Below are 18,073 nucleotides of genomic sequence, written 5' to 3'. Positions count from 1 at the left end.
CCTTCGCGATCTTCCGAGCTCCCACGCCAATCCGTGAACCTAGGCATGGAAAGGCGTATACGACGCGGCCTTCGCCAGCTCCCCTGGCGGAGGCCGCGACCGTTTCCGGGAGAGGCATGAACACGAACGTGGCCACCAAGGCAGCGTTGGGCATCGATACCTCTTTTTTGAAATTTCTGGCCGGTAAAAACCGGCGTACCGTTCCGCTCGCCATGAAAGACGACCAGAACGATGGAATTCCCGATCTCGTTCTCGGGATCATCATAGGAATGGGAGTCGGCGCAGGAATCGTGATCCTGCTGGTGGCACTATTGACTGCCCTCTTTCCGCCCGCCGTTGTGTCTCCACCCACGTAACTTGCGGGGGCTTTATCAAGCTGAACGGCATAAATTGATCGGACGACGTCAAACGAAAACGGCGCGCGAGACTGAACCGTCATCGCGCGCCGCAAAACCCTACAACAATCAAAGCCGTCTATTCGTCGCGATAGACCTTCTCGCGCTTTTCGTGACGCTCCTGCGCCTCGACCGACAGCGTCGCGATCGGCCGTGCTTCGAGCCGCTTCAGCGAAATCGGCTCGCCGGTCTCCTCGCAATAACCGTAGGTGTTGTCCTCGATGCGCTGGATCGCAGCGTCGATCTTAGAGATCAGCTTGCGCTGGCGATCTCGAGCACGAAGCTCGATGGCACGATCGGTTTCCGACGATGCACGATCGGCAAGATCGGGGTGATTGACGTTCTCTTCCTGCAACTGCTGAAGCGTGGTTTTCGCCTCGCGCAGGATCTCCTCCTTCCAGGCGAGAAGTTTGGCGCGGAAGTATTCGCGCTGCCGTTCGTTCATGAACGGCTCCTTCTCGGACGGCTTATAAGGCTTCACTTTTTCCAACACCGATTCTCATCCCCCAGCCAGGGCGATCCGGGTCGCCGGGCGGTGCTTATATAGCGGCGATCCATGACAGACAATACAGGGAAAGCCCTCCGCCCGGGCTATGCCCCGTTTACTGCGGAACTGGGGACAGAATTGCCGAAAATGCCCGCAAAACGGAGCTTCTGACGCGAAAAATGAGAAACTTCGCCAAATATCGCCAGAGTGAATCCGCGACCTATTTCAGCGCGCAGCTTTTGCGATCTCGACTTCGACCCGCAACTCGATCTCGGAGAGCACCTGGTCGAGGCCCGCATCTCCCGAACCCATCTTCAATTCGGTCGCCGCTCCGCGGAGCCGGTTCACCATCGACGGATCCAGCGTCCCCGACAGCATTCCGATCTTGAGATCATCGAGAAGGTCGAGCGCGTTCTTGCCGCGCGCGACGGAGCGTCTGCGGCGCTGGGTCGGATCTTCCTCGATCCCCTGAAGCGCCAGCAACGCATCGATGCCGGCGGCGGCGCGTGGCGCAGTCGCGGCGCGGGTCTCGGTCGCCGTCGTCATCTCATCGAGGGTGAAACCGCCGGAACTCGTCCGCCGCACACTCGATGTGGCCGTTCCGAAAGTGGTGCCGTTGGGTCCGTTGATTCGCATGATCGTCTCGCTCGGCCGTTGGCCTAGTTGCCTGCCCTGCAGCGTCTCAGCCCGACGAAGGGACACACGAGCTATGCCGCGAGATTTGCGCCTTCATGGTTAAGAATTCCTAAACGACCCGGCAGAATTTGCCGGTCCGGCAAGTTCGGAGCAGCCGCACCGGTCCAAAGATCGATATGCGGTCAGAAAAGCCAAGCAATTTCAATGAATCAACTCTACCGGAAACTGGCACGGCTCTCGCAAGGCAATCGCCGGTTCTCCTGTGGGAGCGGGTGGACCAAGTGAGACGGAACCTCAGCGGGGAGCGAGGATGGTTCGGCTATTTCAGGCGCTGTGCGGAGCGGCCATCGCGACTTTGATCGCGATCGGGCCTGCCTGCGCGACATCGCGCATCAAGGATCTCGCCAATATCGAAGGCGTGCGCCAGAACCAGTTGATCGGTTACGGTCTCGTCGTCGGCCTCAATGGCACCGGCGATACCCTCAACAACATCCCCTTCACCAAGCAATCGCTGCAGGCGATGCTGGAACGCATGGGCGTCAACATCCGCGGCGCCACGATCCGCACTGGCAACGTCGCCGCGGTCATGGTGACCGGCAACCTGCCCGCCTTCGCGACCCAAGGCACGCGAATGGACGTCACCGTCTCGGCGATGGGCGACGCCAAGAGCCTGCAGGGTGGCACCCTGCTCGTCACCCCCCTGCTCGGCGCCGACGGCAACGTCTATGCGGTTGCGCAAGGCTCACTTGCGATCGGCGGCTTTTCGGCGGAAGGCCAGGCGGCCAGCGTCACCAAGGGTGTACCGACCAACGGTCGCATCGCCAACGGCGCGCTGGTCGAACGCGAGATCGAATTTGCGCTTAACCGCCTGCCAAACGTTCGGCTTGCGCTGCGCAACAGCGACTTCACCACGGCGAAGCGCATCGCCGCCGCCGTCAACGACTATCTCGGCAACAAGGTCGCCGAGCCTGTCGATCCGTCGACCGTGCAGCTCAGCATTCCGGCGGAATTCAAAGGCAATGTCGTCGCGTTGCTGACCGAGATCGAACAACTCCAGGTCGAACCGGACATCGGCGCCAAGATTATCATCGACGAACGCTCGGGCATCATTGTCATGGGCCGCGACGTGCGCGTCAGCATGGTCGCGGTGGCACAAGGCAATCTCACCGTGACGATTTCAGAGAGCCCCCAAGTCAGCCAGCCCAATGCGTTCGGCAACGGACGGACTGTCGTGACGCCGAACACCAATGTCGGTGTTCGGGAAGACGGCAGAAAGCTCGCCCTGGTCAAAGACGGCGTCTCGCTCCAGCAACTCGTCGACGGCCTCAATGGATTGGGCATCGGCCCGCGCGACATGATCAGCATCCTGCAGGCGATCAAGGCCGCGGGCGCGATCCAGGCCGACATCGAGGTGATGTGATGACCGCATCACCCTCCATGCCGCTCATCAACGGTCGCACCGATCCGCTGTTCGCCCAGGCACTCGAGAAGGTCTCGCCTGAGAACCGGGCCAAGGCGAAAGCCAAGGCGGAAGATTTCGAGGCGGTGTTCCTCAATTCGATGTTTTCGCAAATGACGTCCGGCTTGAAAGGCGAAGGCCCGTTCGGCGACACGCCGGGCACCGGCGTCTGGCGCTCGATGATGACCGACCAGTATGCGCGCTCGTTCGCCAAGGCCGGCGGCATCGGTATCGGCGATGAAGTCTATCGCACGCTGATTACGCAGCAGGCCAACAAAGCAGCTTAAGCCGGGAGTTTCCCCATGAACACCATGTCTTCACAACACAATGCGCCAGCGCCGATCGTCCCGGCCTCGACGCCGGCCGATGCGCGACGGCTAGCGGACGGATTGATGAGCATCATGGCGAGCCTGCTCGACATCGTGGAGCAGGAAACCGAACTCGTGCGCGCGGGCAAGGTGCGTGAGGCGATCGCACTCGAAGACAGGAAAGGCGAAGCCTCGCGCAACTACATGCGTGCTGTCTCCGAGATCAAGCACAGCGCCCCCTACCTCAAGCGATCGACACCTGAACTACTGGCAACACTCCATCGCCATCACGACACCTTCCGCGCCATGTTGCAGGTCAACCTTACCGTGCTCGCGACCGCACATGCGGTGTCCGAAGGCATCATTCGCGGCGTGAACGGCGAAATCCAGCGGCGCCGCAACCCGCAAGGTTATACTGCCGCGGGCCAACGCGCGGCGCCGAACCATCGTTACTCCGCACCGCTGACGCTCAGCCGCTCGCTTTAAGGACCCTCTCTTCGTCATTCCTGTGAAAACGGGAATCCAGAGGATGTCGGCGCATCGTTGCGCGCCACACGATACAATTCGATTCAAATTGCGACCCCGCTCCTAGCACTGCCTTCAGACTTCCTGTTCCAAGGTGTTCCCAAAGGAAGCACTTTGACTCAAAGGAGGCCAGGAGGCAGCCATGAGCACGGATTTCAGCATCAGACCGGTGGGAGCGTCGGTCGTGACGCCTGCTGTCGTGCAGCAGATACCCGAAGCCGCGAAGTCGGCTGTTCGGACACAGCTTGATTCCGATAAGGCCGTGATCGCGACTTCGAACGTTCAGACGAACAGTTCCGATCCCCGCGCCAACGGCAATTTCGGCCATCAGATCATGATCGATCGAGCGGCTGCCGAGGTCGTGTATCAGGTGGTCGACAACCGCACCAACCTCGTCGTCAATCAGTATCCTGACGAGACGCGGTTGCGGGCGCGGGCTTACCTGCGTGCGCAGGATGAAGCCAAGCAGGAAAAGAAGGCTGAGCATCGCGCCGACCGCCATGCGTAAGCAGGTCGAATACCCATTCAAACAAAACAGGCCGCAGGAGTTCCTGCGGCCTTTTCATATGAATCCGAATGAGAGCTTTCAGTCCATCGTGGCGTAGGCCGTCTCGAGAGACTGCGCGCCGGTCGCTGCATTTGTCATCACAGTCTTGACCTGCGCCTTGCCCGTCTGGGTGAGGGTGAATTTCGAATCGCCGAACTTGAACGAGTTATCCTTGATGAGGATGTCCTGGTACTTCAGGGTCGAACCACTCTGGTAGCGGACCTTGGCGCGAAAACCTGTCACGTTCGAAATCTGGATCGTGAACTTGGTGTTGTCGGCATAGGCTCCGGTCCAGCTGCCCTGATACAGGGAGGCATCGACCGGAACGTAGGGCGTGCTCGAATTCGCCAAGCCCGAGATATTGTTGCCAACGGTAACGTAGTTCGACGAGATGATGCTGTAGATGTCGGCCACGGGCTCACCCTCGCCGTTTGCGATCAGGCACGTCCGGACAGGCCGGCGGCGAGATTGCGGTTAATCTCGATCAGCGGCTTCAGCAATTCCGGATTCGGCGCGATCTGTATCTCGGCCGTCTGGGTCATGACGAATGTACCGATGTTGGCAATGTTCTGACGGACCTCGATGGTCTGCGGGCTCTCGTCGCTCATCACCGCGCTCAACAGAATAGACCAGAGCTTACGATTGAACAGCAGGGCATCGTTGACGGCGGCGTCGGTATGATCCCAGTTGCTCATCGCGTCTTGAAGTTTTCTGGCCGCCTTCAACAACGCCTGCGCTTCGATTTCACGGGGGGAAGATGTGGTCTGAGCAGTGCGGGCATACGCTTGAGCGGCATTCGACATAGATGACCCCGATGATTGGCTTCGTCGTCTTCGGATAATTGTAAAGATATCCGCTTAAAATAAGTTTACGCAGATTGGTCGCGTTTAACTGCCGCCGACCGGTAAAAAGCGGCGGACCGGGTCCGCCGCTTTACTATGCCCGAATTATTGCAGGAGCTTGAGAACGCTCTGCTGCGACTGGTTGGCCAGCGCAAGCGCGGAGACCGCGATCGACTGGCGAGTCGACAGCGCCTGACTGTTCGCCGCCTCCTCGTTGGTATCGGCAATGGTCAGGTTGGTCGATCCCGTCTGCAGCACGTTGATCAGCTGCTTCGAGAAGTCCTGACGGATCTGCACGATCGACAGATTCGAACCAAGAGTCGACGCCTGCGAGCGGAGGAAGCTGCTCGCATAGTTGAGCGCATCGAGCACCTTGTTGGTCGCGATGTTGTCGACAAAGTCCGTGCCCGCCGTCAGCGTACCAAGACCAAGGCCCGCCGGATCGAGATTGATGCCGGTGATGTTCAGCGTCGACTTGCCGGTTTCGTTGAAGATCAGCTTGAGCTGATCGCCGTTGAGCAGGTTGACGCCGTTGAACGATGCGTCCTGCGAGGTGGTTTTGATCTGATTGATGATGTTGTTGTACTGCGCCACCAGATTGGCGCGGGTTGACTGCGACGTGGGATCGAGGGTCGGATCTTCGATGCTGAGGCCGGCAAACGGTCCGCCCGGGTTGGTGGCGGAGCCGCCGAGCGCACCGACGGTCGAGGATGCGGCATCGTTCGATGTCGTGATGGTGATAGCGCCAGTGGTGTCGATGCTGGCCTGAAGATTATTCGGAAGCAGCGCGGCGTTGAGCTGGTTGATGGTCGAGACCTGGCCCTGGCCAGTGCCGAAGACAATGGTGGTCGCGGTGCCGCCGCCAGTGGAAGCGATCGTCAGCGTCGTGCCGTTGAGGCCGCCGCTGCTGGGCGCGCCGACATTGTTCGCCGCAACGATGCCTGTCGTGTTGGTGGTTGCACCGGCGGTCGTCACGGCGCTGACCGCGATCGTCGACGTCACGCCTGCAGTTGGAGACGTAAAGACAAGATTTCCGTTCGACACCGAAGCGACGTTGCTGCCCACCTGCGCGTTCGTCATCGCCGCGATCTGCGTGGCGCTCAGGCTGGCGGAATTAAACGAGGTGCCGTGCGCGGTGTTGTAGGCTGCGACGGTTGCCGAACTGATCGTCACGGGCTGCGCTGCACCGCCATCGACCGTGACAGAGAAGCTCAGTGAATCGGCGCCGGTGTTCGTGCCGCTGACAATAGCATGGTCGGCAATACCGGAGTTTCCGGCCTGCGTACCAGTCGTTCCCGAGATCGTAACAGAGCCGCCTGCACCCGCCGTCGGCGAGGTAAAGGTCAGATGACCGCTGGCGAAGCTCGCTGCCGTACTACCACCGCCGATCTGCGCATTGATCGCCGCAGCGAGTTCGTTGCCGGTGACCTGGGTCTTATCGACAGCAGTGATGGTGTTGTCCAGCGTGATGTTGTGGTTGGTGCCGTCAATATTGACCGTGAAGCTGATCGTGCCCGCACCTGACAGGTCCACCGTGCCTAAGGTTCCGGCGTCGATCGATGCGGTCGTCGCAGGAGTGCCCACGGTCGACACGTTGACCGGTGTAAATGCACCGGCTGTAACCGTACCAGGCGTCGCAGGCGTCGAGGTCCCGAGAATGTTGGAGCCGTTTGCGCCGAGGTTAGCACCTGTCTTCACATAAGACTTGGTGTAACCGGCCTGGGTCTGCAGCGCCTGGTTGGCGATCGACTTGGCGCTGTCGATCAGCTTCTGCAGCGAGGTGATGCCGGTATTGGCGGCCTGAAGCACCTGCACACCGTTGCCGATGCCATCGAGCAGGTTGTTGATGTCGGAGGCACGCGCGTCGAGGGAGGCCGCGGTGAAGAAATTCGTCGGATTGTCGAGGGCCGAGTTGACCTTCTTGCCGGTCGCAAGACGGTTTTGGGTTGTGGCCAACAGATCCGCAGTCGACTGCAGCGACAGCAGGTTCTGGCGAACTGACGCCGTAAGAACGATATCGGACATGTGAGCACCTTCCTTGGGATAAGCAAACCGGTTGGACAACGACGTCTGCCGACGAAGCGGTCGTCTTTCCCTGGATTCTTAGGAGGCACCGTTTAAATTATGGTTAAAGAGCACTTAAATTGTTTGCTTTATAAAGTATGACCATCGACGGCTGCGGCCGGGAGAAAGGCATACCCGCCGCCTGCCCGGCGAGATTCTGCAAAACAACAAAAAAACGGCGGGGTTTCCCCCGCCGTTTCGTCTCGTGAAAGGTCGCTGGTATCAGCGCAGGAGCTGAAGAACGCTCTGCTGCGACTGGTTGGCCAGCGCCAGCGCGGACACCGCGATCGACTGGCGGGTCGACAGCGCCTGGCTGTTCGCCGCTTCCTCGTTGGTGTCGGCGAGAGTCAGGTTAGCCGAGCCGGTCTGCAGCACGTTGATCAGGTTCTTGTTGAAGTCCTGACGGATCTGCACGACCGAGAGGTTCGAACCGAAGGCCGACGCCTGCGAACGCAGCGTGGTGCTGGCGTTGTTGAGCGCCGTCAGCACGCTGTTGGTCGAGGAGTTGTCGACGAAGTCCGTGCCGGCGGCCAGCGTGCCGAGACCGAGACCAGCCGGGTCGAAGGTGACGCCGGTGATGTTGATCGTCGACTTGCCGGTTTCGTTGAACACCATCTTGAGCTGATCGCCGTTCAGCAGGTTGATGCCGTTGAAGGACGCATCCTGCGCGGTGGTGCGAATCTGGTCGATCACGGTGTTGTACTGGGCGATCAAGCTCGCGCGGGTGTTCTGCGAGTTGGCATCCTTCACCGGGGCAGAACCGACGCCTGCGGTGAACAACCCCGCACCAGTGGCCGTACCGCTGAGTGCAGCGATGGTCGCCGATGCATGGTCATTGGTGGTCGTGATGGAGAGCTTGCCGCTCGAGTCGATCGACGCCTGCAGGTTGTTGGCGGCCAGCGCGGTGTTGAGCTGGTCGAGCGTAGACACGTTGGTCGCAACGCCGGTGCTGGCGTTGAAAGAGTTCGTGCCGCTGCCGAAGGTGATCTTGAGGGCCTGGCCGCCATCGGTCGCAGCGATGTCCAGTTCGAGACCCGACAGACCGCCCGTGGTGGTGCCGACGCCGACGATCGCGGTACCAGCAGAGTTGATGGTCGTCGCACCGTCCGCAGCGCTACCAAGACCGGCAGCCGTACCGCTGTTAAGGCCGAAGGCCGACAGAGCCGAGCCACCGAGTGTGACGCCCTGAGCAGTCGTACCGGAGCTGATGGAGATCTGACCGCCGGTGATCGACGCCGTGCCCGCGCCAGCGATCGAGTTGATCGCGTCGAGGACGTTCTGAACCGTACCGGTCGTGCTGATCGTGCCGCCGCTGGAGAGATCAGCGTCCGTCGAGGCCGACGAGGAGAAGGTGAGCGTCTTGCCGTTGATGGTCAGCGTCTTGCCGTCCAGCGCAGCCGCCGAACCGAGGTTGTCCGAACCGGCGCCCGCAGTACCACCGAGAATGGTAGAGCCGGTGATGTTAGCTGCAGTACCGGTATTGTCGTTTTTCACCACCGAGCCCGTGTAGGAGCCGGCAGCATAGGTCGTGGTCGTGGTGCCCAGCAGGTTTGCCGCGGTTGCGCCGGTGATGGTGGCGCTGGCTTCCGACTTGGTGGAATAGCCGGTCGGAACCTGCAGAGCCTGGTTGGCGATCGACTTCGCGCTGTCGACCAGCTTCTGCAGCGAGGTGATGCCGGTGTTGGCAGCCTGCAGCACCTGCACGCCATTGCCGATCGAGTCCAGCAGGTTGTTGATGTCGCTGGCGCGCGAGTCGAGGCCAGCAGCGGTGAAGAAGTTCGTCGGATTGTCGAGGGCCGAGTTGACTTTCTTGCCGGTGGCAAGGCGGGTCTGGGTGGTGGAGAGAAGGTCGGCGGTCGACTGCAGCGACAGGAGGTTCTGGCGCACCGACGCCGAGAGAACGATATCTGACATTGTACTAACCTTTCTGGTAAGAGCACGTCGTGTGTGAGCGTGACGCCACCTTTACTGGTGACGATGCTCGGGACATTGGGACGAACGCTCTAAGAAGGTATGAATCGGTTTGTGCCGGTTTTCCGCACTTTGTCCGGAATTCCAAATGCCGCAGCTTGAGCGATTTCATTGAAAACGCTCGACATTTTCCGAATGCGGCACAACAGCGGCGACCCGCTTTATTTACCGTCCCTTAACTATGATCGGAAAGGATCGCCCTGCGGACGACGAGGCGTCGTCAAATCCGGGAATAACAACCACATCAAATCCGGGGGCAACAGATGGCCTTGAAAGTCGAGCTCAAGCCGCACGAGAAAATCATCATCGGCTCGTGCGTGATCACCAATACCGAGCAGCGCGCCAAAATCCTGATCGAGGGCGATCGCATCCCGATCCTGCGCGAGAAGGACATTCTTACGCCCGCCACCGCCGATACGCCGGCTAAGCTGCTCTATCTGGCGGTACAGTTGATGTACATCACCCAGGATCCGCAGAAACATCACGCGGTCTATTTTGATCTGGTGCGCGACCTTCTGGCCGCGATGCCGAGTTCGATACCGGCGATCCAGGAGATCAATAACCACATCTTAAGCGGCGATTATTACAAGGCGCTCAAGGAATCGCGGAAGCTGATCGCTCACGAGGCAGAGCTTCTCGACCAGGCCCGCCGCAACGCTTCGGCTTCGTCACTTCAAGGCGTCGCCTGACAACCTCCACACGGTCATGAAAAAAAGGGCTTCCAGAAGGAAGCCCTTTTTTCGTTCGATCTGCTTCAGAGGAATTTCAGCAGGTTCAACTGATAGAGCGACGCCGTGGTCTGGTAGGATGCCTGCAGGCTGGTCTGCAGCGCCAGGATCTTGGCGGCGACTTCGTCGTCGTTGATGCCCTGGATCTGGTCGAGCATCGTCTGGGCCATAGATGTCGTCTGCGTCTGCCGCGTGGTCGCCGATTTCGTGGCCGCCTGAGCGCCGGCGAACTGCGCCTCGATATCCTCGACCGAGGTCGCACCGGGCTGGACCGCGAGATTGGAATTGACGCGCTGGTTCAGTGCCGAGATCTGCGCATTGGCAAGGGTCTGGCCATTCGGATCATTCGGATCGACCGTCGTCGTTACCGCCGCATACACCGCCATGTTCTGCAGCAGGTTACGGAATGCGCTTTCGTTCGCAGCCGCCCCGTAGCTCACTGAAACCGAGCCGTCCACCTGCGCGACCGCGGTGCCGCGTGCATCGGCATCGGGGTTGGCGAGTTGCTCGCCGGTGTACCATTGCACGGTCGTGGCCGAACCATCGACCAGCGTGGTGGCCGTTGGCGACACCGGAGAGCCGCCACCAACACGCTGCGGCGGATTGTCGAAAAAGTTCTGGCCTGCCGCCATCGCCGACGCGGCCACCATCGGCCCCTTCACCAGCGTCTGGATTGAGGAGTCGAGCGCGGTCTTCATGTTCTCCGCTGTCACCGTCGGATCGGCGTCGATGGTGAAGCTGCCGCTCGGCGCCGGCGATGCGGTCGTCGCTGTGAGTTGCACCGTCTCCGTGGTCTGGTCCGGTAGAGTGAAGGTGAACGTGACGGTGTCGCCTTCCTTCGGCGTCGCGGTGTTGAGATCGATCGTCTCGGACGAGGGCGTTGCCGGATCGGGCGCTGACGGCTGCGACACCACTGCGCCACCGATCGAGGTGGAAACGCGGCTAAGCTTCAAGCCGAACGGCGAGCCGGCGGCATCTTCGCCCACGGTCACCACGCCGGGCGTGGTGGTCGCGTCGGTCGTGAGGCGACCCATGCTGCCCGTGCCCTGATCGGCGATCAGGCGATCGGCGATCACCGCCTTCAGGCCATCCTTGCCGTTGGCGCCGTTGAGAATGTCATCGGCAGACGCCGTGGCAGGCGTGTCGGTCGCGCGCCCGGAGAAAAGATAGCGGTCGCCCGATTGCGTATTGAGAACTGCGATCGCCTGCGTGAACGCTGCATAGCCGATCTGCTGGCCCGACGTCTGGCCGCTGGCGTTGAGAACCTGCGATGCCCCGGTGGCCGCCGACTGCACCTGCGTGCGCATGTCGACAAGGCTCTGCAGCGACAGGTTGGCGACATTGATGCGGGTCGTGACGTTGGTCTGCGTGCTCTGGTAACCGGACAGCATCGACAACTGCGACCGCAGACCGGTCGCGAACGCGCTGTCCAAACCGAGGCCGGCATAGGTCGTCGACTTCTTGCCGCTCGCCAGTTGCTGGGTCAGCGTATCGAGCTGGGTCTTGATGTTGATCAGCGAGGTGCCGAGGTAGGAGGTCCGTCCGCTTACGCCTTCAATGGTCATTGCAGCCTCACATCGATTGCAGCAGCGAGTCGAACATGTCCTTCACCGTGGACATGACGCGGGCATTCGCCGAATAGGCATTCTGTAGCGCCAGCAGATGCGCCATCTCTTCGTCGATATTCACGCCGGACGACGAGTTCAGCTTGTTCTGCAGCGTCGAGAGCACGACGTTCTGGCCGTCGGCGAGTTGCTGCGCGGAAGCAGCCGCCTGTCCCTGCATCGTGGTGAACTGCTGCAGGAAGCTCAGCATCGTGCCTTTGAACGGCGTCGAGCTCGAACCGATCCCGGTCTGCGGCGACACGTAGTACGAGCTCTGGGTCAATTTGGAGAGAATGAAATCCGAGCGCGTGGTGTCGCCCGACTGCGTCCCCGCGCCGTAGATAATCATCCGTGACGGATCGGCGAGCAGAAGGTTGTTGACGCTGATCCGCCCCGCGAGACCCATCTGCTGCGAGCCAGTCGCGGTGATCGCGCCGGTGTAAGGTACGCCGTTGTCGACGAATAAAGGCAACTCCGGATTGCCGCTCGTCAGATTCGTCATAGTGATCGTCGACGTCGCCGAATTGACCACCGCATTTCCACCTGCGTCGCCGCTGATCTGCAGCGTCTCACCGGTGGGATTCGAGAACTGCAATCCGGCACCGCCGAACATGCCGTTCAGTTGCGAGATGACGGCACCCACGCCTTGGGAAAAATCGACGCCGAAAACCTCGTCGTTGGGATCATTGGTGGCGCTGTTCTTCAGCGGCAGCACTGACGGGTCGTTGACCTGCACCAGTGTGACGGTGTGGGTCTTGTTCGCCGAATCCGTATAGGTGAACTGGACGTTATTGCCATTCTGCAGTCCGGTCAGATCGAGCGAGAAGTTGGCCGGCGGACCATCGGCCTTGGTACCGGACGTGACCTTGTCCGACAGCGCACTCGCCATCGAAGCGGCCAGCTGGTCGATCTGCGCCTGCGCCTGCACCAGCGTCTGGTCGCGCAATTGAAGATTGGCCGCGAGCGAACCGGAGCGAATCGAGTTGGTCGCAATCAGATCAATATCGCCGCCATGAGGGAACGTCAGCGTCAGCGTACCGAGTGTGCTTTTCGATGGGTCGGAGTTCCAGGTCGTATTCGGCGTTACCGTGCCTTGCGCATCGAAGGAAATCGTCGCAGCTTCGCTGCCGACGAGTTGCACGCCGGAATTGGTAAACACCGTGACCTGATTGCGATCGTTGGTGATGACGCGGATATCCATCAACTGCGACAATTGCGCGACGTACTGATCGCGCTGGTCGAGCAGCGAGGCCGCAGCCGCATCATCGCCGGTCGTGCCCAGTAACTGGTTGTTGATGGTCGCGATCTGTTTCATCGCGTTGTTCGCAGCATCGACCGAGCTCTTGATCGAAGACTCGGCGTCTGCACGCAGCGACTGGATGCCCGCAGAGGCCGAGTTCAGCATCTGCGCGAGCGACTGCGCCGCGTTCACCGCCGTCGTGCGCGCGGCCGGCGAATCCGACGTGGTGGACAGCGCCTGCAGCGCCGCCGTCAACTGGTTGAACGCCGCCTCCAGCGTCGTGTCCGAACTCGGGTCACCATAGATGCCCTGCAACCGCTGCAAGGCGTTCGCGAGCGTGCTCGCGTAAGAGGCACCCGAGGTCTCGGTCAGAACCTGCTTCTGGACATAAACATCCAGTTCGCGGTTGACGCCGGTGACGGTGACACCGGCACTGCCCGTGCCCGTCGTCGTCTGAACCTGATTGACGCTTTTGCGAACGTAACCCGGCGTCTCAACGTTGGCGACGTTCGAAGAAACGAGCGTGAGCGCGGCCTGGTTTGCACGCAGACCGGACATCGCGGTAGCAAGAGCTTGTGTCAGACCCATAACTAACTGCCCATCTCAGCTACGAACGCGCGGATTGCGCTAGCGCAGAACGTTCAGGAGATCCTGAACCATCTGGTTCGACGTGGTGATGACCTTGGTGTTCGCGGAATAAGCCTGCTGCGTAACGATCAGCTTGGTAAACTCGTCGGCGATGTCGGTGTTGGAGCCTTCCAGCGAGGAGCCGACGATGGTGCCGCCCTTGCCGTACAGCGCCTGGCCGGACTCATCGGTCACCTCGAACGCGCCGCCATCGACGCGCTTGAGGAAGTTCGGGCCGTTGAAGGTCGCAAGCGTGATCGCCGCGAGGTCGATGTTGCGGCCGTTGGAATAGTTGCCGACGACGCGGCCATTGTTGGAGATCGACACCGTCTGCAACTGACCGGCGGGGAAACCGTCGTTCTGGATCTGGTTGACCTGCACATTGCCATTAGCGTCCGCGAACTGCGTGAGGCCGGTCGCGCCAAAATTCATCGTTACGTCGCCGAGCACGATGCCGCCGATGGTGGCGTTGGTCAGCGTCACCGAAGGCACCGCCGGATTCATCTGGCCGTTCGGTCCGAAGGTGAAATTCACGCCGACGTTCTTCCAGGCAACATCGCTGCCCGTTGCATTCGGATCGGTCTGATAGAACAGGTTCCAGACGTCGGTGTGGCCAGCGCCGAGGCTTGCACTGTCGGTCTTCGCCCAGCGCAACTGCAGGCTGACCGGTGAGCCGGAGACGTCGTAGGCGGTGGTCGCGCCGCCTGACACCGACTCGTCAATGAAGTTCTGCGAGTCCGAGCCGATCACCGTACCGGTGCCCGCGGTGCCGCCGCCGCTGCGAGTGGCTGTCACCGTCGACGTCGGGAAGCCCAACGTGGCAAAGGCCGCGCCATTGCTGCTGGTAATCGACAGATTGTTGGCAAGGCCCGTGTTCAGAGTAACGATACCGTTGCTCACCGACGACGCGGTGGCTGGGTTGGTATTGCCGTTCAGCGTGTCGATCTTGGAGAGCAGGCTACCGATCGTGTCATCGATTGCAATCTGGTTCGGATTGCCGGTCGTGTCGGTGCCGGCTGCGACGAACGTGATAGTCTGGGTGCCATTGATGGTGATGGTGTTGCCGACCGCGAAATCGACGCCGATCGAGTCGGTATCAGCCGCGCCCGAAAGCGTTGTGGCTGACGTAATCTGCGCAGGCGCGGGTGTGGTCACCTTGCTGTTCTGAGCTGAGCCGCTCTTCGAACCGTTCACATAAGGCTGCGCCGGCGTGCCAACGATCAGCGGGTTCGAAGTGAAGTCGCCGACATTCAACAGTTCGGAGCCCGGCACCGACGTGTCGTGCTTGGTCGTCAGCGGATAGCTCGCGAGGTTGGCGCGATAGGTCACGGTCGTGGTCGGCTGCGCGGGCAGGAAGTCGTTGCCGAACTTCAGCACCTGCGGCACGCTGCCGGTGAGGTTGCCGGTGGTCGGGTCGATCGGAATGCCCTCGAGGTAGTAGCCCGCGCCGTTGACGAGGTAGCCGTTCTTGTCGAGCGTAAAGTCGCCGCGGCGGGTAAAGCGATCGACGCCGTCGAAAACCGGGTTGTTGTCGGTGAAGCTGCCGGGCTTCTGCACAGCAAAGAAGCCATCACCGTTGATCGCCATGTAGGTCGCGACCGACGCGGCCTGTACGTCGCCCTGCACCGTGTTGGTTTCGCGCGAGCTCGCGCTCACGCTGCCCGAAAGCTGCGCGTTCGATCCGGTATCGGGGATGAGGTCGAGGAAGCTCGTATCGATGCGCTTGAAAGCGGTGGTCTGCGAGTTCGCAATGTTGCCGGAGATGTTCTCCAGGGCATAGGACTGGGTGCGCAAGCCTGCGACGGAGGTGGTGAGAGCGCCGAAAATACCCATTACTATCGTCTCCAGCTTCGATCCGGGCGGCCACCGGGATGCCGAAAAGGCCGCATTCGAAGAAGGAGTCGCAAGCCTCGTGCCAAAGAAGAAGACGAGGTTTGGCAATGAGTTATAAAAATACCCCGGCCGGAATACCGGGGCGCTCTTGCCTATCCCGGCAAGAATTGCCGGAGCACGACCTCAGGACGCCGAAGGTGCCGCCGGTTTGAAGTTCAGCGCGAGACCGTCCATGCAATAGCGCAGGCCGGTCGGCTTGGGGCCGTCATTGAAGACGTGGCCGAGATGCCCGCCGCAGCGGCTGCAATGCACCGCGGTACGCACCATGAAGTAGCTGCGGTCGGTGGTGGTGCCGACGGCGTTCGGCAGATGATCGTAGAAGCTTGGCCAGCCGGTACCGCTGTCGAATTTGGTCTCAGAAGCGAACAGCGCCTGATCGCAGCCCGCGCAGGCGAATGTGCCCTTGCGATGTTCGTTGTTGAGCGGACTCGAAAAGGCCGGTTCCGTGCCCTCCTCACGCAGGATGTGGTACTGCGCGGGCGTCAACTGCCGCTTCCATTCCTCCGGGGTCTTTTGAACCTCGAATGTCTTTTCAGCCGCGTGGGCCTTGCTTGAAAATGGAAGCCAGCGCATCGCCGCAAGCCCTGCTGCCGTGGACAAAAGAAGACGCCGGTCGATCATGGCGATACCTCCGCATGGATGCCGATTACCCAAGATACGAAACCGCGCCGCCCACGTTACGTTGCACCGGCAGATTTTCCGCCCGGGCTAACGCCGGTCCGATCCGAAATCCTGCGCCACCCGCTCGGTGCGCGCCTGCACTGCCGCAATTCGCGCGCTGCGGCGCTCCTCACGCACCCTCTCGCGCGCCACGGCACGCTCCCGCCAGCGGGCCAACGTGCCGACCGCCGCGGATCGTCCACGTGACACCCCATCGGCAAACTGACCGACAACGCGACCTACCTTGCCTCCAGCCCAGACCAGTTCGAACGGCGAGAACAGCCGCCACCGGTCGTCGCCGTCCGCAATGCCGCCCGCAATCAGGCGGCCCGCCATGGCGCTGGTGTTCAGCCCCTGACGGCCAAAGCCGCTCGCGACCCACAGACCCGGCCGCAACTCCCCGATCTGCGGCATGCCGTGCACGGTCTGGCCGAAAGCGCTCGAAAACACGCGCGCGATCCTCGCCTGCGCAAGTTGCGGGAAAACCGTCGCGATGCGGCGGCGGATCAGGCGGCCAAACCGTTCCGGCTTGCCGCGCCACGTCGTCTCCGGGCTCGACCACAACAGGCGGTCGCCGTCGACGATACGAAAATGATCGATGCTGTCATCGTCGAGCACCGAGCCGCGATAGGAGATAACTTCGCCCAACAGATCGCCGAGCGGCTCCGTCACCGCAGCGTAGCGCCACACAGGCATCAATGTGGACGCAAGCCGCAGCGCGGGGGTGCCGATATGGATATTGCCCGCCAGCACGATGTGCGCGGCACGCAGCTTCGCCGAGGGCGTGATGATGCGCTTGCGGATGCCGGCGGAATCGATGCTGACCACCGGCGTGTTCTCGAAGATGCGCACACCCTCGCCTTCCGCGAGCGCCGCCAGAGCGCGCAGGTAACGCGCGCCGTCAATCTGGAATGCTTTCGGAAAATGCAGCGCATGGAAGTAGCGGCGTGTCCGCAGCGCCTCGCGCACGCGCTCGATCTGCCAGCCTTCGACTTCGGTGCCGAATTTGTCGCCGATGGTCTGCAGCCAGCCGATCAGCCGCTCCCCGGAATCGGTGGTGGAAACTTCGAGCGCGCCGGGCGCCATCGCGATCTCGGGCATGGAGGTGACGATTGTCTCGCGGATGTAATCGCTGCCTGCTTCCGCCAGCATCCACAATTCGCGCGCATGCGCGATCCCGATCCGCGCGATCAGATCATTGACCGGCACGCCGTACCCCGGCAGCACCGAACCGAGATTGTGACCGGACGCAGCCCAGCCGACATGCTGTCCCTCCAGCACCGCGACGCTCATGCCGCGCCGCGCAGCCTCCCGGGCTGCCGTCAGTCCTGCCAGCCCACCGCCGACAACGCAGACGTCGACGTCGAGATCGAGCGTCAACGCCGCGCGCGGCTCTGCCGCAGGCAAATCGCCCCAAAGGGCGTGGACAGACGTCTCGGAGGGCGGAATTGTCATTGGATTTCTTTAGCGACGGACGCCATGCTTGTCACGATGGCGTACAGGGCCTAAGTGCCATTTCGCTGCCTTTGAGCCATAGGGAGACCGATGCGCCATTTGATCCTGCTGCGCCACGCCAAGACCGAACGCGATTCCGAGAGCGGGGAGGATTACGATCGCCGCCTCGACGAACGCGGCCAGCTGGACAGCGCGCTGATCGGCGCGTGGCTCGCCGCGCGGCAGGTGCCGGAACTCGCGCTCGTCTCCTCCGCCGTTCGCGCGCGCGAGACATGGGACCTCCTCGCGCCGCATCTTCCCCGCTGCCGGGTCGAATTCCAGGATGCGCTCTATCTCGCAAACCCACTGCAGATCTTTAAGGCAATCCGCCGCGCCCCGGATTCGATCACCTCGCTACTCGTGCTTGGCCACAATCCCGGTCTGCACGAACTGGCATGGAATCTCATCGGCGAGGCTCCCGCGTCCGAGCGCGATACGCTTGCGCAAAACCTGCCGACCTGCGGCACGGTGATGTTCGATTGCCCGATTCCCACATGGTCGAAGCTCGCCCTGCAGGCCAACACGCTTCGTGAATTCATGACACCCAAACAACTGAAGGCCGACAGCAACGCGCGTTAAGCGGCCGTTCTTGC

Annotated in this window: 18 protein-coding genes; 7 read left to right on the top strand and 11 right to left on the bottom strand. The window is 61.4% G+C overall.

Going from position 1 to position 18,073, the window contains the following annotated elements:
• Nucleotides 1–116: 116 nt before the first annotated feature.
• A complete protein-coding gene (locus HMPREF9697_RS00395; protein WP_002715156.1) occupies nt 117–356 on the top strand; it encodes a hypothetical protein in 240 nt (79 codons plus the stop codon).
• 118 nt (nt 357–474) lie between these two features.
• Here HMPREF9697_RS00395 and dksA read toward each other — a convergent pair whose 3' ends face one another.
• Nucleotides 475–840 carry an RNA polymerase-binding protein DksA gene (dksA, locus tag HMPREF9697_RS00390; protein ID WP_002715155.1) on the bottom strand — a complete coding sequence of 122 codons (366 nt, stop codon included), beginning with the start codon at nt 838–840 and terminating at the stop codon, nt 475–477.
• Between the two features lie 267 nt (nt 841–1,107).
• On the bottom strand, nt 1,108–1,518 hold the full coding sequence (locus HMPREF9697_RS00385) for a flagellar assembly protein FliX (RefSeq protein WP_002715154.1): 411 nt from the start codon (nt 1,516–1,518) through the stop codon (nt 1,108–1,110).
• Between the two features lie 310 nt (nt 1,519–1,828).
• Between HMPREF9697_RS00385 and HMPREF9697_RS00380 the strand changes: the two genes are divergently transcribed.
• From HMPREF9697_RS00380 to HMPREF9697_RS00365, 4 genes are all read left to right on the top strand, one after another.
• Nucleotides 1,829–2,938, top strand: coding sequence for a flagellar basal body P-ring protein FlgI (locus HMPREF9697_RS00380; RefSeq protein WP_002715153.1), 1,110 nt, complete (start codon nt 1,829–1,831; stop codon nt 2,936–2,938).
• A complete protein-coding gene (gene flgJ / locus HMPREF9697_RS00375; protein ID WP_002715152.1) occupies nt 2,938–3,264 on the top strand; it encodes a flagellar assembly peptidoglycan hydrolase FlgJ in 327 nt (108 codons plus the stop codon). The genes HMPREF9697_RS00380 and flgJ overlap by 1 nt, the downstream gene beginning before the upstream one ends.
• Nucleotides 3,265–3,279: 15 nt before the next feature.
• Nucleotides 3,280–3,771 (top strand): hypothetical protein, encoded by a 492-nt coding sequence (locus tag HMPREF9697_RS00370; protein ID WP_002715151.1) that lies wholly within the window; start codon nt 3,280–3,282, stop codon nt 3,769–3,771.
• Between the two features lie 181 nt (nt 3,772–3,952).
• The gene (locus HMPREF9697_RS00365; protein WP_002715150.1) at nt 3,953–4,318 is read left to right on the top strand and encodes a hypothetical protein; all 366 of its coding nucleotides are present in this window, start codon (nt 3,953–3,955) and stop codon (nt 4,316–4,318) included.
• A gap of 78 nt (nt 4,319–4,396) precedes the next feature.
• Here the strand turns inward: HMPREF9697_RS00365 and HMPREF9697_RS00360 are convergent, their stop codons facing one another.
• The 4 genes from HMPREF9697_RS00360 to HMPREF9697_RS00345 all read right to left on the bottom strand — a co-directional run bounded on the left by HMPREF9697_RS00360 (nt 4,397) and on the right by HMPREF9697_RS00345 (nt 9,177).
• Nucleotides 4,397–4,771, bottom strand: a complete 375-nt coding sequence (locus tag HMPREF9697_RS00360) for a hypothetical protein (RefSeq protein ID WP_002715149.1) — start codon at nt 4,769–4,771, stop codon at nt 4,397–4,399.
• A 23-nt stretch (nt 4,772–4,794) separates the two neighbouring features.
• Nucleotides 4,795–5,160 carry a flagellar biosynthesis regulator FlaF gene (gene flaF / locus HMPREF9697_RS00355; protein ID WP_002715148.1) on the bottom strand — a complete coding sequence of 122 codons (366 nt, stop codon included), beginning with the start codon at nt 5,158–5,160 and terminating at the stop codon, nt 4,795–4,797.
• 144 nt (nt 5,161–5,304) lie between these two features.
• Nucleotides 5,305–7,224, bottom strand: coding sequence for a flagellin N-terminal helical domain-containing protein (locus HMPREF9697_RS00350; RefSeq protein WP_002715147.1), 1,920 nt, complete (start codon nt 7,222–7,224; stop codon nt 5,305–5,307).
• 261 nt (nt 7,225–7,485) lie between these two features.
• A complete protein-coding gene (locus HMPREF9697_RS00345) occupies nt 7,486–9,177 on the bottom strand; it encodes a flagellin N-terminal helical domain-containing protein (RefSeq protein WP_002715146.1) in 1,692 nt (563 codons plus the stop codon).
• A 320-nt stretch (nt 9,178–9,497) separates the two neighbouring features.
• On the opposite strand from HMPREF9697_RS00345, the gene flbT reads away from it, so the two are divergent.
• A complete protein-coding gene (gene flbT / locus HMPREF9697_RS00340) occupies nt 9,498–9,923 on the top strand; it encodes a flagellar biosynthesis repressor FlbT (RefSeq protein ID WP_002715145.1) in 426 nt (141 codons plus the stop codon).
• Between the two features lie 65 nt (nt 9,924–9,988).
• Here flbT and HMPREF9697_RS00335 read toward each other — a convergent pair whose 3' ends face one another.
• From HMPREF9697_RS00335 to HMPREF9697_RS00315, 5 genes are all read right to left on the bottom strand, one after another.
• Nucleotides 9,989–11,527, bottom strand: a complete 1,539-nt coding sequence (locus HMPREF9697_RS00335; RefSeq protein WP_002715144.1) for a hypothetical protein — start codon at nt 11,525–11,527, stop codon at nt 9,989–9,991.
• A 7-nt stretch (nt 11,528–11,534) separates the two neighbouring features.
• The gene (flgK, locus tag HMPREF9697_RS00330; RefSeq protein ID WP_002715143.1) at nt 11,535–13,394 is read right to left on the bottom strand and encodes a flagellar hook-associated protein FlgK; all 1,860 of its coding nucleotides are present in this window, start codon (nt 13,392–13,394) and stop codon (nt 11,535–11,537) included.
• A 39-nt stretch (nt 13,395–13,433) separates the two neighbouring features.
• Nucleotides 13,434–15,266, bottom strand: a complete 1,833-nt coding sequence (locus HMPREF9697_RS00325; RefSeq protein WP_002715142.1) for a flagellar hook-basal body complex protein — start codon at nt 15,264–15,266, stop codon at nt 13,434–13,436.
• A 183-nt stretch (nt 15,267–15,449) separates the two neighbouring features.
• Nucleotides 15,450–15,947: a peptide-methionine (R)-S-oxide reductase MsrB gene (gene msrB, locus HMPREF9697_RS00320; RefSeq protein ID WP_002715141.1), complete on the bottom strand. Its 498-nt coding sequence runs from the start codon at nt 15,945–15,947 to the stop codon at nt 15,450–15,452.
• 87 nt (nt 15,948–16,034) lie between these two features.
• On the bottom strand, nt 16,035–17,441 hold the full coding sequence (locus HMPREF9697_RS00315) for an NAD(P)/FAD-dependent oxidoreductase (RefSeq protein WP_002715140.1): 1,407 nt from the start codon (nt 17,439–17,441) through the stop codon (nt 16,035–16,037).
• 90 nt (nt 17,442–17,531) lie between these two features.
• Here HMPREF9697_RS00315 and HMPREF9697_RS00310 point away from each other — a divergent pair, with 90 nt between their 5' ends.
• On the top strand, nt 17,532–18,059 hold the full coding sequence (locus HMPREF9697_RS00310; RefSeq protein WP_002715139.1) for a SixA phosphatase family protein: 528 nt from the start codon (nt 17,532–17,534) through the stop codon (nt 18,057–18,059).
• The last annotated feature ends 14 nt before the right edge of the window (nt 18,060–18,073 follow it).

Origin of the sequence: Afipia felis ATCC 53690 (assembly GCF_000314735.2) — a bacterium.
In the GTDB taxonomy this organism is placed as follows: Bacteria; Pseudomonadota; Alphaproteobacteria; order Rhizobiales; family Xanthobacteraceae; genus Afipia; species Afipia felis.
Note: the sequence above shows the minus strand (reverse complement) of the source record. Positions and strands in the feature narration are given on the sequence as shown.

Excerpts from the sequence above, each read along its gene's own strand:
- msrB (WP_002715141.1), bottom strand. The coding sequence starts at position 15,947 with ATGATCGACCGGCGTCTTCTTTTGTCCACGGCAGCAGGGCTTGCGGCG.
- HMPREF9697_RS00385 (WP_002715154.1), bottom strand. The coding sequence starts at position 1,518 with ATGCGAATCAACGGACCCAACGGCACCACTTTCGGAACGGCCACATCG.
- HMPREF9697_RS00380 (WP_002715153.1), top strand. The coding sequence starts at position 1,829 with ATGGTTCGGCTATTTCAGGCGCTGTGCGGAGCGGCCATCGCGACTTTG.
- HMPREF9697_RS00335 (WP_002715144.1), bottom strand. The coding sequence starts at position 11,527 with ATGACCATTGAAGGCGTAAGCGGACGGACCTCCTACCTCGGCACCTCG.
- HMPREF9697_RS00325 (WP_002715142.1), bottom strand. The coding sequence starts at position 15,266 with ATGGGTATTTTCGGCGCTCTCACCACCTCCGTCGCAGGCTTGCGCACC.
- flgK (WP_002715143.1), bottom strand. The coding sequence starts at position 13,394 with ATGGGTCTGACACAAGCTCTTGCTACCGCGATGTCCGGTCTGCGTGCA.
- flaF (WP_002715148.1), bottom strand. The coding sequence starts at position 5,160 with ATGTCGAATGCCGCTCAAGCGTATGCCCGCACTGCTCAGACCACATCT.
- HMPREF9697_RS00315 (WP_002715140.1), bottom strand. The coding sequence starts at position 17,441 with ATGACAATTCCGCCCTCCGAGACGTCTGTCCACGCCCTTTGGGGCGAT.
- flgJ (WP_002715152.1), top strand. The coding sequence starts at position 2,938 with ATGACCGCATCACCCTCCATGCCGCTCATCAACGGTCGCACCGATCCG.
- HMPREF9697_RS00345 (WP_002715146.1), bottom strand. The coding sequence starts at position 9,177 with ATGTCAGATATCGTTCTCTCGGCGTCGGTGCGCCAGAACCTCCTGTCG.
- HMPREF9697_RS00370 (WP_002715151.1), top strand. The coding sequence starts at position 3,280 with ATGAACACCATGTCTTCACAACACAATGCGCCAGCGCCGATCGTCCCG.
- HMPREF9697_RS00395 (WP_002715156.1), top strand. The coding sequence starts at position 117 with ATGAACACGAACGTGGCCACCAAGGCAGCGTTGGGCATCGATACCTCT.
- flbT (WP_002715145.1), top strand. The coding sequence starts at position 9,498 with ATGGCCTTGAAAGTCGAGCTCAAGCCGCACGAGAAAATCATCATCGGC.
- HMPREF9697_RS00310 (WP_002715139.1), top strand. The coding sequence starts at position 17,532 with ATGCGCCATTTGATCCTGCTGCGCCACGCCAAGACCGAACGCGATTCC.
- dksA (WP_002715155.1), bottom strand. The coding sequence starts at position 840 with ATGAACGAACGGCAGCGCGAATACTTCCGCGCCAAACTTCTCGCCTGG.
- HMPREF9697_RS00350 (WP_002715147.1), bottom strand. The coding sequence starts at position 7,224 with ATGTCCGATATCGTTCTTACGGCGTCAGTTCGCCAGAACCTGCTGTCG.
- HMPREF9697_RS00365 (WP_002715150.1), top strand. The coding sequence starts at position 3,953 with ATGAGCACGGATTTCAGCATCAGACCGGTGGGAGCGTCGGTCGTGACG.